We start from the raw sequence: 15,721 nt of genomic DNA on the forward strand, positions 1-15,721 counted from the left end.
TTTTGCAAAAACAGACCGCACTTTGAAGCGGTCTTAGATAAATGCAAAAGTTGCAAAGGGCAGATCAATTTTGATCCGCCCTTTTGTTCGAGTATTCGTATTAAGCTAGAATGATTATATCAATAGTGAATTATTATTTTGTTTCTTTAGAACACCCACACTATTTTATTCAAACATGAGTTTGTGATTCATTTGATGGCCAAGCGTTAACAACGGCTTTGACTAATGTTGCTAGAGGAATTGCGAAAAATACGCCCCAAAAACCCCATAATCCACCAAAAATAAGTACTGCAATAATGATAAAGAGAGGATGTAAGTTGACGGCTTCGGAGAATAAAAATGGGACTAACAAGTTACCATCTAAAATCTGACTAACTACATAGGCGGCCAATAGATACCAAAATGTTGGTGTAACACCAAATTGTGCAGCAGCAACTAAGGCAATAGGGATAGTGACTAATACTGCACCAATATAAGGAACCAGTACTGATAAACCAACGGCAACTGCCAATAATAAAGCATAATTCAAGCCAAACAATAAGAAAATTAGATAAGTAACGGCTGTCACAATAATGATTTCAACCAGTTTACCTCGAATATAATTGGCAATTTGTAATTGCATTTCTTTCCAGACATTTGACGCTAGTGTACGATTACGTGGTAAAAAACGACTGACTCCCTTAATTAGCTCATCTTTATCTTTTAGTAAGAAAAATACCATTAGAGGCACTAAGAAGGCATAAATACCTAAAGTTACTAAACTGAGTAATGAAGTAAGCGAAAATTTTAAAGCAGATTCCCCGAAAGCGAGAATTTTTTCACGTACTGTTTTTAAAACAGAATCAATAGTTTGGTAATCAACAAGTTCAGGATAATGTTCTGGTAATGAGAGCAGCCATTCATTTAGCTTATTAAACATATGGGGAAGATCAGTAACTAAATTGATTGTTTGAGTCCACAAGGTTGGAATTAAAACGAGTACAATAATTAAGATTAAACCAAGAAACCCACCAAATACTAAGGCTGTAGAGAGTAAACGTGGTAGTTTAAGCTTTTCAGTGAGGATGCGAATTGGCCATTCAAGTAAATAAGCTAATACAATAGCAATTAAAAGCGGGGCAATTAAGTGACTGAAAAAATAGATTGATATAAAACCAAACAATAAAATAGCGAATAATCCCATTGCTTGCGGATCACTAAAGCGGTTGTTATACCAATTTTTTAACATTTCAAACATGATATTCCCTCAATTCAAGCATTTTGCTCGATTATAAGGTAAAATCTAGGCAGATCATATCATTAAGCGAGGAAATTCTATGGTGATTACGATTTATCATAACCCACGTTGTTCAAAAAGCCGAGCGGCATTAACCTTATTAGAAGAAAAGCAAATCCAGCCGCAAGTTAAGTTGTATCTAGAACAACAATTTACTGTGCCAGAATTACAAGCGCTAGTGCAAAAATTAGGTATAGGTAGTGTACGAGAGATGATGCGTACTCAAGATGAATTATATCGCAATTTAGGATTAGATAAGCCTGAAGTTACGGAGCCGCAGCTGTTAGAGGCACTTTCTCAGTATTCAGCGCTGCTTGAACGACCGATCGTAGTACATGGCGAAAGAGCAAAGATTGGAAGACCACCAGAAAGTGTACTTGAGATTCTGTAATTTCGTTTTATAATGTTGCTCGCTTGTTTGTTACAAGTTGGCAACATTTTTATCACAATACTAACTGAGGAAAAACGATGGCAAAGAAAATGCAAATGCCGCAAAGCGCATTGCCTTATCAGCATCAATGTGGTGTCATTCGTGATAATGCACTACAAGCATTGTTACATGATCCTTTGTTTCGCCAGTGCGTAGAAAAGAAACGTAAAGGCAAAGGGAGTTATCAACGTAAAGAAAAACATGTAGGGCGATATTTTGCAAAGCCCGATGATAAAATTTTTAATGTTAAAGATTTTATCATCGGGTTTTTTATAGCCACGTTTTTTCTTATTAATATGCAACTCATTTAAGCTCAGCGAGGTAAATTTATGACGATGCAAACGAAATTATTATTTAGTAATAATTGGAATGTGAGAATTAGTGACCCAGGTGAAGAAGGGACACATAGCCATTTCTTTGAAACAATTTACATCACGCTAGCTGCACATATTGATAGTAATGGGATTAGCTATGAGTTTACGCGAAAAATAGAAGATCAAGTTAAAACTAACCGCACTTTTACAGATTTAGCTGAACTCTTTAAGTTTTTAGGTGATTATTTAGATCCTGTTAGTATGGGATTTCTTGGTATCAAAATTGGTAATTTAGGCGTACAAGCTTAAGATTTTTTATCATTCCTCAAAAAAACGATGCCCCTTGTAATTTTCATTACAGGGGGCAGAGCGTTACGGTCATTCTTTTCAGAAGCCTTATTGTAGCAACGTCTCTCATTTCGCAGTGCAACAATATGTGAACCACTCTACATTATTAGATAAATATGATCAACACTTTTGTGCTTTTGCTTTAAACTATTTAGAGGGAATGTTCTTCAATAAAAATAAGGAAAATAATATGCAGCAACCATTAAATCAGAAATTTCAATATATTTTAGGATTAGATCTCGGTATCGCTTCGGTGGGTTGGGCTGTAGTAGAAATTGATGAGAATGAATACCCAACGAGGTTAATTGATGTTGGAGTAAGGACTTTCGAACGAGCAGAAGTGCCTAAAACTGGTGAATCTTTAGCGCTTTCTCGCCGTTTAGCAAGAAGTACGAGACGTTTAATCCGCCGTCGAGCATATCGTTTATTATTAGCAAAGCGTTTATTTAAGCAACAAGGGATGATTACGCAATCCGATTTGAGCGAAGGGTTGCCAAACCAAGTATGGCATTTACGAGTTGAAGGATTAGAAAGAAAATTATTACCAAGAGAATGGAGCGCCGTTTTATTACATTTATTGAAACATCGTGGTTATCTTTCTCAGCGTAAAAATGAGAGTAAAACGGATAATAAAGAATTAGGCGCTTTGTTGTCTGGAGTCAACCAAAATCATCAGTTATTACAATCTGAATCTTACCGTACCCCTGCTGAATTAGCGGTGAAAAAATTTGCAGAGGAAGAGGGGCACATTCGGAATCAACGTGGTTCTTATACCCATACATTCAATCGATTAGATCTTTTAGAAGAACTTAATTTACTTTTTGTTCAACAGCGTCAATTTGGCAATGAAGATGCAAGTGAGATTTTACAGCAGCGGATGACGGAATTATTAATGTGGCAAAAGCCTGCATTATCAGGCGAAGCTATTCTTAGAATGTTAGGAAAATGTACTTTTGAACCGACAGAATATAAAGCGGCGAAAAATACCTATAGCGCTGAGCGATTTGTATGGTTAACTAAACTGAATAATTTACGTATATTGGAAAACGGTATTGAACGTGGATTAACAGAAGATGAGCGCCAATTATTGATTAATCAACCTTATGAAAAAGCGAAGTTAACTTATCTACAAGTGAAAAAATTATTACAACTTCCAGAAAATACAATTTTTAAGCATCTACGTTATAGTCAAAATAATGCTGAGTCAGCAACATTCATGGAATTGAAAGCATGGCACGCTATTCGTAAAGCATTGGAAGGCAATGGGCTTAAAACAGAATGGCAAGGACTTGCAACTAAACCTGAATTATTAGATGAAATTGGGACTGCATTTTCATTATATAAGACAGATGAAGATATTAGTAAATATCTAAATGGTCAATTGCCAAATACTGTGTTGCAGGCGCTATTAGAACAGTTAAATTTTGATAAGTTTGTTCAGCTATCTTTGCAAAGCTTACGAAAAATTTTGCCATTGATGGAACAAGGTAAGCGCTATGATGAAGCATGTAGAGAAATCTATGGTGATCATTATGGTAAACAGAGTAAAGAAGAACAAATTTTCCTTCCAGTGATTTCTGCTGATGAAGTTCGTAATCCCGTTGTATTAAGAACACTTTCTCAAGCTCGTAAAGTGATTAATGGTATTGTTCGTTTATATGGTTCACCTGCGCGTATACATATTGAAACAGGTAGAGAACTAGGTAAGTCCTTTAAAGCTCGTCGTGAAATTCAAAAACGACAAGAAGAAAATCGTAGTGAGCGAGAAAGAGCGGTTAAAAAATTTCAAGAAGATTTTCCTGATTTTGTCGGACTACCGAAAGCGAAAGATATTTTGAAGTTGCGTTTATATGAGCAACAGCATAGAAAATGTCTTTATTCTGGTGAAGATTTAGATATTACTCGCCTTAATGAAAAAGATTATGTTGAAATTGATCATGCTCTCCCATTTTCGCGCACTTGGGATGATAGTTTTAATAATAAAGTGTTAGTACTGGCTAATACAAATCAAGAAAGAGGAAATAGAACACCTTATGAATGGCTAAGGGGAGAGGAAAATTCAGCACGCTGGAAAAGTTTTGTTGCTTTAGTAATGGGAAGTTGCTTTTCTCATGCTAAGAAACAACATCTTTTAACTCAGAAATTAGATGAAGATAGTTTTATTAAGCGAAACTTAAATGATACACGTTATATTGCTAAATTCTTGTCAAATTATATTGCAACTCATATGCAATTAGTTGGGAACGGGAAACATAATGTTTTTGCCTCAAATGGTCAAATTACCGCGCTATTACGTCGTCAATGGGGATTCACAAAAGTACGTGAGAGCGATAGGCATCATGCTTTAGATGCGATTGTTGTTGCCTGTACTACTAGGGCAATGCAACAAAAAATTACGCGTTTTATTCGTTTTGAAGAAATGAGTCTGTTTACAGGAGAGAGAATTGATAAAGAAACGGGAGAAATAATTCCTCTGTATTTTCCGAAGCCTTGGCAATATTTTAGAGAAGATGTGAATATACGCGTGTTTGATGACCAACCTAACATTACATTGAAGAAGATGCTGCCAGATAGACCAGAAGCAAATCATGAATTTGTACAACCCTTATTTGTTTCACGTGCACCAACACGAAAAATGCGTGGTCAAGGCCATATGGAAACCGTTAAATCCGCCAAACGTTTATCAGAAGGTGTTAGTGTTTTAAAAGTTCCATTGACACAGTTAAAGCCAAATTTATTAGAAAATATGGTTAATCGAGAGCGGGAAAGTGAGCTTTATCATGCCTTAAAGACTCGTTTAACTGAATTTAATAATGATCCCGCTAAAGCATTCGCTATGCCATTTTATAAAAAAGGAGGTCAACGGGTAAAATCAGTTAGAGTAGAACAGGTACAAAAAACGGGTGTACTTGTGCATAAATGTAAAGGGATCGCAGATAATGCCTCAATCGTGAGGACGGATGTATTTGTTAAAAATGGAAAATTTTTCTTAGTGCCAATTTATACTTGGCAAGTAGCAAAAGGTATTTTGCCTAATAAAGCGATTATTGCGAATAAACACGAGGATGAATGGGAAGAAATGGGTGAAAGTGCAGTCTTTAAATTCAGTCTTTTTCCAAATGATCTCGTTGAATTAAAAACCAAAAAAGAGTGCTTTTTTGGTTACTATATAGGATTAGATCGTGCAACTGGTAGTATTAGTATCAGAGAACATGATTCTGCGATTTCAAAAGGTAAAGATGGTATTTACCGTGTTGGTGTGAAATTAGCTCTTTCTTTTGATAGATATCAAGTCGATGAGCTTGGCAAAAATATTCAAGTGTGTCGTCCGAGTAAAAGACAACCTGTTCGTTAACAAATTAAATCCCAATTTTCTTTTTGAGAAAATTGGGATTTTTTTAAGGAGTCAGAATGAGCTGGCGTAGTATTTTAATTAGTAATGGAGGTAAGCTGTCATTACAACAAAAACAAATGTTAATTCAGCAATCAGATAGTGAGTTTACAATTCCATTAGAAGATATTGCTGTCATCGTCATTGAAAGTAAAGAAACTGTAATTACTATTCCTCTGCTGTCCGCATTAGCCCAAAATGGAATTACGCTGTTAACTTGTGATGAACAATTTTTACCTTGTGGACAGTGGTTACCTTTCGGGCAATATTATCGACAATTGAAAACCCTTAAATTGCAGTTAGAGGCAACACAGCCACAAAAGAATCAACTTTGGCAAAAAATTGTTCAGCAAAAAATTCGTAATCAAGCTTTTGTATTAGCACAAGTTGATTATATTGACGAAGCGAAACGTTTAAATCGAATGGCTGATGTAGTTAAGTCTGGAGATAAAGAAAATATTGAAGGGCAAGCAGCATTAATTTATTTTCAAACGTTATTTGGTAAAGCATTTAGGCGTACTGAAGAAAATAAGATAAATGCACATCTTAATTATGCCTATACTGTTTTACGTTCAGCTGTAGCTCGTGCTTTAGTGCTTTATGGTTGGCTACCACAATTAGGGTTATTTCATCGTAGCGAGTTAAATCCTTTTAATTTGGCCGATGATTTTATTGAACCTTTCAGACCATTAGTCGATTTAATGGTATGGCAGTTATGGTCAGAAGATAAATTACAGCAAGGATTATCTCCTTTAACTAAGCAAGCACTGATTAAAATATTACATTATCAAATGCTGTTTCGAGAAGAAACTTTTAGTGTATTAGCAGCTATAGATCGTACAGTAGGTTCTTTGCAGGTAGCATTAGTTTCACAAAATGCGAAATTGTTAAAACTACCTGAAATGATGCCATTAAAGGAGCATCATTATGAGTGAGGCTAAATTTATGCGTTTAATTGTGTTTTTTGATTTGCCAGTGACAACTAAAGAAAAACGAAAAGCAGCAAGTCAATTTCGTCATTTTTTATTGAAAGATGGCTATCAAATGTTACAGCTTTCTGTTTATGCACGAATTATTAGAGGAAGAGATGCTATGCAGAAACATAATAAGCGATTATGTGAACATTTACCTGAAGAAGGATCAATTCGTTGTTTAGAAGTCACTGAAAAACAGTTTGCGAGTATGACAATTTTATTAGGCGAATTAAAGCCTCAAGAGAAAAAAGTAAATGCAAATCAAATGCTACTTTTCTGACTATTTAGTATTAGATGTTTGCTTATTATATAACACATAAAAATATATTTGATTGCTTGTTTTTTGTTCTTTTCTTGTCTTGTCTTAGCAGAAAATTTACTCTTTTTTATCTTATTAAAGAATATTCTTGAGGCAATTTTTGCTTAAAAATTTAAAAGACTATTTGAAAATAGTAAAAAATGTCTCTCTTTTTTGTCATAAAAAACGCTCTCATTCTTTGGTATATAAGGAATGAGAGCGTTGAGATTGTAGCACTGCGAAATGAGAGAGGGAACTACAACACGTTTTATTCAATTGAATGTACCAGAATTATTGTAGCACTGCGAAATGAGAGAGGGAACTACAACAGTAGTTGTAAGCTTTGTTTTAAGGCAAGTATTGTAGCACTGCGAAATGAGAGAGGGAACTACAACAATGATTGGCTTTATAGGTACTGAACGACTATTGTAGCACTGCGAAATGAGAGAGGGAACTACAACCTTACCACCAATAACTGTACCTTCTGCAATATTGTAGCACTGCGAAATGAGAGAGGGAACTACAACGGTCGAGCCAGTTTTGCCCCGTTGGGTACGATTGTAGCACTGCGAAATGAGAGAGGGAGCTACAACTCTTTATGACCTTTTTAGCCATGCTTCATTATTGTAGCATTATGAAACTAAATAGAGAATTAATAACTTAATTACTTTTATAAGTTGTGAACCATTTTTACTCTTTTCTTAGTTAGGTGATGATAGAAACGCAACCTATGAGATTGCGTTTTTGCTATTCATTAGACCACTAGCTTAATCTTTGTTTTGCTTCGTTGATAGCTTCGGCGACGCGTAATGGGGATACTCCGCCTTTGGCACAGCGCTTATCTAAACAAGATTGAAGTGAAAGGATTTCATAGACATCTTCTTCTACTACATCACTGAATTGCTTAAATTCAGCGACAGTTAATGCTTCAAGTGCTTTGTGTTGTTGAATTGCATAGACGACTGTTTCACCTACAATATGATGTGAATCACGGAATGGCACACCTTTTGCTACGAGATAATCTGCCAATTCCGTCGCATTCGAATAACCTTTTAATGCTGCTTCTTTAGTACGTTCTACATTAACATGGATCCCCTCTAATACTAAGGTTGCCATATCAATACAATCTTGCCATGTGTCTAGTGCATCAAAGATACCTTCTTTGTCTTCTTGCATATCTTTGTTATAAGCTAGTGGTAAGCCTTTTAATGTCATTAACATACCTGTTAGTGCTCCCATGACACGACCTGCTTTGCCTCGAATTAATTCACATGCATCAGGGTTTTTCTTTTGTGGCATAAGGGATGAACCAGAAGTAACACGATCAGAGAGCTCAACAAAGTTTGCTTCGCCACTATTAAAAATAATCATATCTTCGGCAAATCTTGATAAGTGTGCCATACTCAGTGATGCGGTAGAAAGTAATTCAACGATATGATCACGATCTGATACACTGTCTAAGCTATTACGAGTAGCAAATGCAAAGCCTAAATCCTGCGCAAGTTGTTCACGATCTACAGCATAAGCTGTACCTGCTAAGGCACCACTTCCTAGTGGACAATAATCCATACGTTTATAAGCATCAGTTAAACGTGAATGATCACGTTCTAACATTTCTACGTATGCCATACACCAGTGGGCAAAAGTGATTGGTTGAGCGCGTTGTAAGTGAGTGTAACCGGGCATGACAGCATGTTGATTGTTTTCTGCCGTACTGACTAATTTACGTTGTAATGTTCTGATAGATAACTGTAATTCAAGCACACGCTGTTTACACCACATTTTGATATCCAGCGCGACTTGGTCGTTACGGCTACGTCCAGTATGTAATTTTTTACCTAAATTACCGACTTTATCAATGAGTTTACTTTCTACCCAACTGTGAATATCTTCGGCATCATCTTGTAAGATTGCTTGTGGATTTGAGCGTACCTCTATTAATAATTCGTTTAGTGCAATTTCTAGTTGTTGTTGCTCTATGCTGTTTAATACACCAACACTAACTAAGGCTTTTGACCAGCCAATAGAGCCTGTAATATCCTGTTCTGCTAAACGATAATCAAAACGTAATGAATCATTGAAATCTTTAAAACGCTTATCTGCCGCTTGTGTAAAGCGACCACCCCAAAGTGCCATATCTTCCTCTTGTTTTTTTAAGGTTTAATTCTTGTACCAATAATTTCTCCGCTAAAAAGTGCGGTCAGTTTTTCAGGATATTTCCAACTTGCAATATCTACACCACGATTGAGTATCGTTGCTGCATCTAATGCTGCTTTCACTTTGACAATCATACCGTCAGTGATCACTTTCTCTGTAATGAATTGCTCAATTTGTGTCGTTGTCAATTCAGATAAGAGTTGCTTATTTGCGTCTAATACGCCGTCTACATCAGAGAGCATGACTAAATCAGCATTAATCAGGGCAGCGATAGCAGTTGCAGCTTGATCTGCATTAACGTTCATTAATAAGCCATTTTCGTCTACTGCAATTGAGCTAATAATAGGCAAGAAAGCTTCGCCAAGCAAATGGTTTAATAATGTAGGATTTTTAGGAATAACAGTCGCAACATGCCCTAGTTCGGGATCAAGTTGAATGGCTCTGGTTAGATTGCCATCTGCTAAGCATAAGCCAACAGGATTTAGATGGAACTTCGCAGCTTGGGCAACTAATGTCTTATTAGCGATACCAGCTAATGCCCCTGTAATGATATCAATTTGATCACTTGGTGTGATACGCAGTCCATTTTTCTTCTTTACGGGTAAATTCAAGCGCTGCATAAGGTCATCTGCAACGCAACCGCCACCATGAACAACGACTAAAGCACGATCAAAATGTTGTTGATAATTGGCTAGTGCGGTAAATAAATTTTGCAGAGCGATAGGCGTATCAAGTAATACGCCGCCTAATTTAATGACTAACGGGTTCATTTAAATTAATCCTAATGTTTCTGGTAAACCATAACGAATATTAGCGCATTGTACAGCCTGTGCTGCTGCACCTTTTAATAAATTATCCTCAGCGCCAATGATAATGATATGTCCATTTTTAGTTGCGAAACCAATATCACAATAAGGTGTAAATTCAACGGCTTTGATACTTGGTAAACCTTGTTGGTAAACGCGTACTAATGGTTTGTTTGCATAATGTTGCTGATAAGCTGCTTGAATTTGTTGGTCAGTGACACCCACTTTGAGTTTAGCTGTAATCGTCGCTAAGATACCTCGTTTAAAGTGACCTAAATGAGGGGTAAAAATGACTTCTGTGCCTAAATGTGTTGCGATTTCTGGTTGGTGACGGTGATTAAATACGCCGTAGGCATGCAAACTCACTTCGCAAAAGCTACTAGTGAGTGACGCTTTACGTCCTGCACCACTTACCCCACTAACAGCATTGATGACGGGGAGTTGGTTTAAATCAAGTAAATCATTTTCGATTAATGGTTTTAAACTTAATTGTGTAACTGTTGGATAGCAACCTGCAACTGCGACTAAATTGGCTTGTTTGATTTGTTCGTCATTCCATTCCGCAAGCCCATAAACAGCTTGTTGTAATAGCTCAGGGTATTGATGTTCAAAACCATAATAGTCAGTATAAAATTGAGGATGGTTTACACGAAAAGCACCAGATAAATCAAAAACTTGGCAATCATTTTGTAGAAAGAGAGGAGCAAGATTATGACTTACTTCATGGGCTGTTGCTAAAAAAACAAGATCGCTTTGTTGAGCAAGTGTGCTTAAATTTTCAGGTAAAGGTTGTAAAGATAACTCCACAATTTGTTTGAGCTGAGGATAGATATCGGCAATAGCTTTATGTGCATCTTGACTTTGACTGGAGACATAGAGTCCTGTTAATTCAAATTTGGGGTGCTTAATTAAAATGTGAGCGAGTTCAGCTCCCGTATAACCACTTGCACCGATGATGATTGCTTTTTGCATATTGTATTGTACCTAGAGGCTAAGATAAACGTATTTCTTTGTGATTAATTATGCTATTATTGTGCATAATTATTTGAAAGGCAATATTTATTTCTTTTTATAAGGTCAATCTCATGAAAAATATCCCTTCTTTTTTGCAGATGTATCAACAATTAATTGCATCACCGACAATCAGTAGTATTGATCCAAATTTTGATCAATCGAACCGTACTTTAATTGAGTTATTAGCGGGTTGGTTAGAGACATTAGGATTTAAGACAGAAATCATTGCAGTAGAAGGGAGTAGAAATAAATTTAATTTATTAGCGAGTTATGGTGAAGGGCAGGGAGGATTATTACTTGCTGGGCATACGGATACAGTGCCTTTTGATGAGGGGCGTTGGTGTTTTGAACCATTTAAGTTGACAGAACAAGAAGGTAAGTTGTATGGGTTAGGTGCTGCAGATATGAAAGGCTTTTTTGCTTTTGTTGTGGATGCTGTAAGTCAGCTTGATTTAAATCAATTAACAAAACCACTTCGTATTTTAGCCACCGCTGATGAAGAAACCACGATGTTGGGCGCAAGGACGTTTATTCAGCATGCACATATTCGCCCAGATTGTGCCATTATTGGTGAACCTACTTCATTAAAACCAATTCGGGCACATAAAGGGCATATTGGTGAAGCATTACGTATTATCGGTAAAAGTGGTCATTCTAGTGATCCAACTAAAGGGATCAATGCGATTGAATTAATGCATGAAGCGACAGGCTATTTAATGCAAATGCGTGATGAGCTATGTGCAAAATATCATCATGCAGCCTTTGAAATCCCTTATCCAACCATGAATTTCGGCGCAATTTCGGGTGGTGATGCGGTCAATCGTATTTGCGCATGTTGTGAGCTGCATTTTGATATTCGCCCTTTGCCCAATTTATGTCTGCAAGATTTAAATGATATGTTACAGGAAAAATTAGCGCCAATGTTTGAGAAATGGGGTGATCGTATCTCATTGCACGCATTACATGAACCAATACCAGGCTATGAATGTGAGCATTCAGCCCAAATTGTACAAGTAGTTGAAAAATTATTAGGGGAAAAATGCGAAGTTATTAATTATTGTACAGAAGCACCTTTCATTCAGCAGCTTTGCCCAACATTAGTATTGGGTCCAGGGTCAATTGAACAAGCTCATCAACCTAATGAATTTTTATCGACTGAATTTATTCATCCAACTCGCGAGCTATTGAGTAAAATGATTTGGCATTTTTGTATTTAGCATAGATGTGTTCGCACTGGCTTTTATATAGAAAAGTGCGGTCAGTTTTACAAAAGTTTTGTCAACCTGATCGCACATTTAAATGTCATGGTTTATTTCAACAAATCTTCATTTTTTGCGTGAATCCATTTGCCTCGTTTCTTATCAATATATTGAAAATATTCATTGGTGAAGGTACCTTGTGAACAAGTGAGTTTATCTAAGCGTGAGTTAACATCTTTATTTTCTAATGCTTTGATTAATGTTTTTGGTCCAGTTAAACTGAATACGCCTCCATTGACGCGTTCTTGCTCAATGTTATCAATAATGATATCTAATGTTTCCTTCAAAAAAGCATTGCCTTTTTTACTGGCTAAAAAGAAATTAGTATATTGACCACGACGTGCGATCACAACTTCATCGTCTTCCTCATCAATAATGCTGTCTAAGCACCACACAAGATGTCCATCAATATCCATATAAACACCACCTTCATGATAAAGAGTGAAAATTCGCCAAAAATCAGCTTGTGCGGCACCATCAGTTAATTTGCTATAGGCATTGAATGTGCGCTCATCACTATTGGCTTTGATATATTCAGCACGAGCTTCAGTGCTTACATAGCGATATTCATAACTCCAAGACAGTAAACGGTTGAAAAGGTAGTTACAGTAAATTGGTAAAGTCACTTTATTACTGTAGTTAGTTTGCCAAATCACTCGATTAATTTTAGTTTTTTTTGTTGATTGGCGATGAGCCGAATCAAATTCTGGAATAGTGAAGCGTTTTTTGGGAAAAACAAAATGGAAAGGGTAACTTAATGTTTTGACAATATTACCCAATAGGCGAGTTAAGCCATTTGCAATTAAAATTAAGTTTTTGTATTTAACAGGTTTATACATTTGGAATGCCATGTTGAATAGAAATTATGGTATGTACTTTATCATTTTATACGGAAAAGAACAAAATGCTTGTACGATAACTATGTTTTATTAGTAAAAAGTAATAATTTGAAAGAATTTGAATGGAAGTGGTGGGCGATACCGGTCTCGAACCAGTGACCCCCTCCTTGTAAGGGAGGTGCTCTCCCAACTGAGCTAATCGCCCTGCTTCTTTGTCATTTTTATGGCAATAATGCTACATTCTAATAATATATTTACTATTTGAGTGATGCAATTTTTGTAAAAATGTCAATTTACAGAAGAGTTATTTCAAGTCTTAAGTGGTGGGCGATACCGGTCTCGAACCAGTGACCCCCTCCTTGTAAGGGAGGTGCTCTCCCAACTGAGCTAATCGCCCACTTGAGACTTAAAATCTTTGGGTAATATAACGAAGTGGAACACTTAAACGTGGTGGGCGATACCGGTCTCGAACCAGTGACCCCCTCCTTGTAAGGGAGGTGCTCTCCCAACTGAGCTAATCGCCCTCGTTATATAGCAACATTAGGTACCACACTATCAAGTAAGTTGAAAAGTGGTGGGCGATACCGGTCTCGAACCAGTGACCCCCTCCTTGTAAGGGAGGTGCTCTCCCAACTGAGCTAATCGCCCAAATGTTGTGAGGTGGCATTATAATTGTTAGTTCTATTCAGTCAACAGATTTTTGCAAAAAAATGCTTAATTGTTTTAAAAGTAGGCATAAAATTCTAATTTTTATTCGGAATTGTTTAAACTCATAGTACAATATGGACCAAATTTTTCTTGAAAAAACGAAACGAGATTAAAGGTTATACAATGAAATTAGAAGCGTTATTTAATTTAGATCCTAATACAACGGTGCGTACACGTTTTGCACCAAGCCCAACAGGATATTTACATGTAGGTGGCGCAAGAACAGCGCTTTATTCGTGGTTATATGCGAAACATAATAATGGTGAATTTGTATTACGTATTGAAGATACTGATTTAGAACGTTCTACGCCAGAAGCAACGGCAGCAATTTTAGAAGGTATGGAATGGTTAAATCTTGCTTGGGAACATGGTCCTTATTTTCAAACTCAGCGTTTTGAACGTTATAACCAAGTGATTGAACAAATGATCGAGCAAGGTTTGGCATATCGTTGTTATTGTTCAAAAGAACGTTTGGAAGAACTTCGTCATGTACAAGAGCAAAGTAAACAAAAACCACGCTATGATCGTCATTGTTTGCATGAACACACACATAGTTCTGAGCGGCCACATGTTGTACGTTTTAAAAATCCAACTGAAGGTTCTGTCGTATTTGAAGATGCAGTACGTGGTCGTATTGAAATTAGCAACACAGAATTAGATGATTTAATTATTCGTCGTACTGATGGCTCACCAACCTATAATTTCTGTGTAGTAGTAGATGACTGGGATATGGGGATTACTCATGTAGTACGTGGCGAAGATCATATTAATAACACACCGCGTCAAATTAATATTTTAAAAGCCTTAGGAGCACCAATTCCAACTTATGCGCATGTTTCAATGATTTTAGGTGATGATGGACAGAAATTATCGAAACGCCATGGTGCAGTAAGTGTGATGCAATATCGTGATGATGGCTATTTACCTGAAGCATTACTGAACTATTTAGTTCGTTTAGGTTGGGGGCATGGTGATCAAGAAATTTTCTCTGTAGAGGAAATGATTAAGCTATTTGAACTTGAAAGTGTGAGCAAGTCAGCGAGTGCATTTAATACAGAAAAATTACTTTGGTTGAATCACCATTATATCCGTGAATTACCTGCTGAATATGTAGCAAAACATCTTGCATGGCATTATCAAGATCAAGGCATTGATACTTCGAATGGTCCTGCATTGGAAGACATTGTTAAAATGCTAGCAGAACGCTGTAAAACATTAAAAGAAATGGCAGTTTCAAGTCGTTATTTCTTTGAAGAATTTGACGGTTTTGATGAAGCAGCTGTGAAAAAACATTTTAAAGCGGCAGCAATTGAACCACTTGAAAAAGTGAAAGAAAAACTGACCGCACTTTCAAGCTGGGATTTACAGAGTACGCACGAAGCTATTGAACAAACTGCAGCTGAATTAGGATTAGGTATGGGGAAAGTCGGGATGCCACTGCGTGTTGCTGTAACTGGCTCTGGTCAATCGCCATCAATGGATGTGACGTTAGTTGGTATCGGTAGAGAACGTAGCTTAGCACGTATTCAAAAAGCAATTGATTTTATCAAAGCGCAAAACGTTTAATATTTAATCTTGTGATGCAATATCATGAATTTGATATTGACAGCTTGCGTGGCGGAATTTATTATTACCGCCACGACATTTCTAATGTGGGGTTATAGCTCAGTTGGGAGAGCGCTTGAATGGCATTCAAGAGGTCGTCGGTTCGATCCCGATTAACTCCACCAACGCCTTTCTTTATTAAGTCTTAAGTTTATCTTTTTAAACTTCTTCTTTGTTGTTTCTGAAAATAAATTACCAATCTATTAACAAAGCCTGTATAATAGTCGAGCTTTATTTTCTGTATTAGCGTGCGGCTATCAAAAATGATTTTGTCATTTTAACAACAAAAGTGCGGTCAGAAT

The 15,721-nt window shown here is 36.6% G+C and carries 13 protein-coding genes, 5 tRNA genes and 1 CRISPR repeat array; of the genes, 9 read left to right on the forward strand and 9 right to left on the reverse strand.

The features are described from left to right. Window positions 1-169: 169 nt before the first annotated feature. Window positions 170-1,237, reverse strand: coding sequence for an AI-2E family transporter (locus tag ACFSAV_RS02550; RefSeq protein ID WP_379095834.1), 1,068 nt, complete (start codon window positions 1,235-1,237; stop codon window positions 170-172). A 79-nt stretch (window positions 1,238-1,316) separates the two neighbouring features. On the opposite strand from ACFSAV_RS02550, the gene arsC reads away from it, so the two are divergent. The 6 genes from arsC (at window position 1,317) to cas2 (ending at window position 7,013) form a co-directional block, all read left to right on the forward strand. Then, window positions 1,317-1,667 carry an arsenate reductase (glutaredoxin) gene (gene arsC / locus ACFSAV_RS02555; protein ID WP_379095837.1) on the forward strand — a complete coding sequence of 117 codons (351 nt, stop codon included), beginning with the start codon at window positions 1,317-1,319 and terminating at the stop codon, window positions 1,665-1,667. 77 nt (window positions 1,668-1,744) lie between these two features. Next, window positions 1,745-2,017: an alternative ribosome-rescue factor A gene (locus ACFSAV_RS02560; protein ID WP_379095840.1), complete on the forward strand. Its 273-nt coding sequence runs from the start codon at window positions 1,745-1,747 to the stop codon at window positions 2,015-2,017. Window positions 2,018-2,035: 18 nt separating this feature from the next. Further along, window positions 2,036-2,329, forward strand: a complete 294-nt coding sequence (locus tag ACFSAV_RS02565; RefSeq protein ID WP_379095842.1) for a DUF5377 family protein — start codon at window positions 2,036-2,038, stop codon at window positions 2,327-2,329. Window positions 2,330-2,558: 229 nt separating this feature from the next. Beyond that, window positions 2,559-5,723 carry a type II CRISPR RNA-guided endonuclease Cas9 gene (gene cas9, locus ACFSAV_RS02570; RefSeq protein ID WP_379095845.1) on the forward strand — a complete coding sequence of 1,055 codons (3,165 nt, stop codon included), beginning with the start codon at window positions 2,559-2,561 and terminating at the stop codon, window positions 5,721-5,723. A gap of 56 nt (window positions 5,724-5,779) precedes the next feature. Beyond that, entirely contained in the window at window positions 5,780-6,694 is a 915-nt protein-coding gene (gene cas1, locus ACFSAV_RS02575; protein ID WP_379095848.1) for a type II CRISPR-associated endonuclease Cas1, read from the forward strand. Beyond that, a complete protein-coding gene (gene cas2, locus ACFSAV_RS02580) occupies window positions 6,687-7,013 on the forward strand; it encodes a CRISPR-associated endonuclease Cas2 (protein WP_379095851.1) in 327 nt (108 codons plus the stop codon). The genes cas1 and cas2 overlap by 8 nt, the downstream gene beginning before the upstream one ends. Window positions 7,014-7,257: 244 nt before the next feature. Then, a CRISPR array of direct repeats spans window positions 7,258-7,624; the repeat unit is 37 nt; unit sequence TATTGTAGCACTGCGAAATGAGAGAGGGAACTACAAC. 169 nt (window positions 7,625-7,793) lie between these two features. On the opposite strand, the gene argH is transcribed toward cas2, so the two are convergent. Genes argH through argC form a run of 3 tightly spaced genes read right to left on the reverse strand, consistent with a single transcriptional unit; the run spans window position 7,794 to window position 10,966 of the window. Continuing rightward, window positions 7,794-9,167 (reverse strand): argininosuccinate lyase, encoded by a 1,374-nt coding sequence (gene argH / locus ACFSAV_RS02585; protein WP_101774812.1) that lies wholly within the window; start codon window positions 9,165-9,167, stop codon window positions 7,794-7,796. A gap of 17 nt (window positions 9,168-9,184) precedes the next feature. After that, window positions 9,185-9,958, reverse strand: coding sequence for an acetylglutamate kinase (gene argB, locus ACFSAV_RS02590; RefSeq protein WP_379095854.1), 774 nt, complete (start codon window positions 9,956-9,958; stop codon window positions 9,185-9,187). Continuing rightward, a complete protein-coding gene (gene argC / locus ACFSAV_RS02595) occupies window positions 9,959-10,966 on the reverse strand; it encodes an N-acetyl-gamma-glutamyl-phosphate reductase (RefSeq protein ID WP_379095857.1) in 1,008 nt (335 codons plus the stop codon). Window positions 10,967-11,079: 113 nt separating this feature from the next. Here argC and argE point away from each other — a divergent pair, with 113 nt between their 5' ends. Then, a complete protein-coding gene (gene argE / locus ACFSAV_RS02600; protein WP_379095860.1) occupies window positions 11,080-12,225 on the forward strand; it encodes an acetylornithine deacetylase in 1,146 nt (381 codons plus the stop codon). Window positions 12,226-12,317: 92 nt separating this feature from the next. On the opposite strand, the gene ACFSAV_RS02605 is transcribed toward argE, so the two are convergent. The 5 genes from ACFSAV_RS02605 to ACFSAV_RS02625 form a co-directional block, all read right to left on the reverse strand. Beyond that, window positions 12,318-13,106, reverse strand: coding sequence for a glycosyltransferase family 32 protein (locus ACFSAV_RS02605; protein ID WP_379095863.1), 789 nt, complete (start codon window positions 13,104-13,106; stop codon window positions 12,318-12,320). A gap of 129 nt (window positions 13,107-13,235) precedes the next feature. Further along, window positions 13,236-13,311 (reverse strand) — tRNA-Val (locus tag ACFSAV_RS02610). Between the two features lie 116 nt (window positions 13,312-13,427). Continuing rightward, window positions 13,428-13,503 (reverse strand) — tRNA-Val (locus ACFSAV_RS02615). 51 nt (window positions 13,504-13,554) lie between these two features. Next, window positions 13,555-13,630, reverse strand: a tRNA-Val gene (locus tag ACFSAV_RS02620). 48 nt (window positions 13,631-13,678) lie between these two features. After that, window positions 13,679-13,754: transfer RNA gene (locus ACFSAV_RS02625), tRNA-Val, on the reverse strand. Window positions 13,755-13,937: 183 nt separating this feature from the next. Here ACFSAV_RS02625 and gltX point away from each other — a divergent pair. Both gltX and ACFSAV_RS02635 read left to right on the forward strand, forming a co-directional pair. Then, window positions 13,938-15,380, forward strand: a complete 1,443-nt coding sequence (gene gltX, locus ACFSAV_RS02630; protein WP_379095865.1) for a glutamate--tRNA ligase — start codon at window positions 13,938-13,940, stop codon at window positions 15,378-15,380. 88 nt (window positions 15,381-15,468) lie between these two features. Continuing rightward, window positions 15,469-15,544 (forward strand) — tRNA-Ala (locus ACFSAV_RS02635). The last annotated feature ends 177 nt before the right edge of the window (window positions 15,545-15,721 follow it).

It is taken from the genome of Pasteurella oralis, assembly GCF_042681465.1.
Lineage (GTDB): Bacteria > Pseudomonadota > Gammaproteobacteria > Enterobacterales > Pasteurellaceae > Pasteurella > Pasteurella oralis.

Bases quoted from the DNA above. Each gene is read 5' to 3' on its own strand.
- ACFSAV_RS02605 (WP_379095863.1), bottom strand. From the start codon at position 13,106: ATGTATAAACCTGTTAAATACAAAAACTTAATTTTAATTGCAAATGGC.
- cas2 (WP_379095851.1), top strand. From the start codon at position 6,687: ATGAGTGAGGCTAAATTTATGCGTTTAATTGTGTTTTTTGATTTGCCA.
- argE (WP_379095860.1), top strand. From the start codon at position 11,080: ATGAAAAATATCCCTTCTTTTTTGCAGATGTATCAACAATTAATTGCA.
- argB (WP_379095854.1), bottom strand. From the start codon at position 9,958: ATGAACCCGTTAGTCATTAAATTAGGCGGCGTATTACTTGATACGCCT.
- cas1 (WP_379095848.1), top strand. From the start codon at position 5,780: ATGAGCTGGCGTAGTATTTTAATTAGTAATGGAGGTAAGCTGTCATTA.
- argH (WP_101774812.1), bottom strand. From the start codon at position 9,167: ATGGCACTTTGGGGTGGTCGCTTTACACAAGCGGCAGATAAGCGTTTT.
- arsC (WP_379095837.1), top strand. From the start codon at position 1,317: ATGGTGATTACGATTTATCATAACCCACGTTGTTCAAAAAGCCGAGCG.
- ACFSAV_RS02565 (WP_379095842.1), top strand. From the start codon at position 2,036: ATGACGATGCAAACGAAATTATTATTTAGTAATAATTGGAATGTGAGA.
- ACFSAV_RS02560 (WP_379095840.1), top strand. From the start codon at position 1,745: ATGGCAAAGAAAATGCAAATGCCGCAAAGCGCATTGCCTTATCAGCAT.
- gltX (WP_379095865.1), top strand. From the start codon at position 13,938: ATGAAATTAGAAGCGTTATTTAATTTAGATCCTAATACAACGGTGCGT.
- cas9 (WP_379095845.1), top strand. From the start codon at position 2,559: ATGCAGCAACCATTAAATCAGAAATTTCAATATATTTTAGGATTAGAT.
- argC (WP_379095857.1), bottom strand. From the start codon at position 10,966: ATGCAAAAAGCAATCATCATCGGTGCAAGTGGTTATACGGGAGCTGAA.
- ACFSAV_RS02550 (WP_379095834.1), bottom strand. From the start codon at position 1,237: ATGTTTGAAATGTTAAAAAATTGGTATAACAACCGCTTTAGTGATCCG.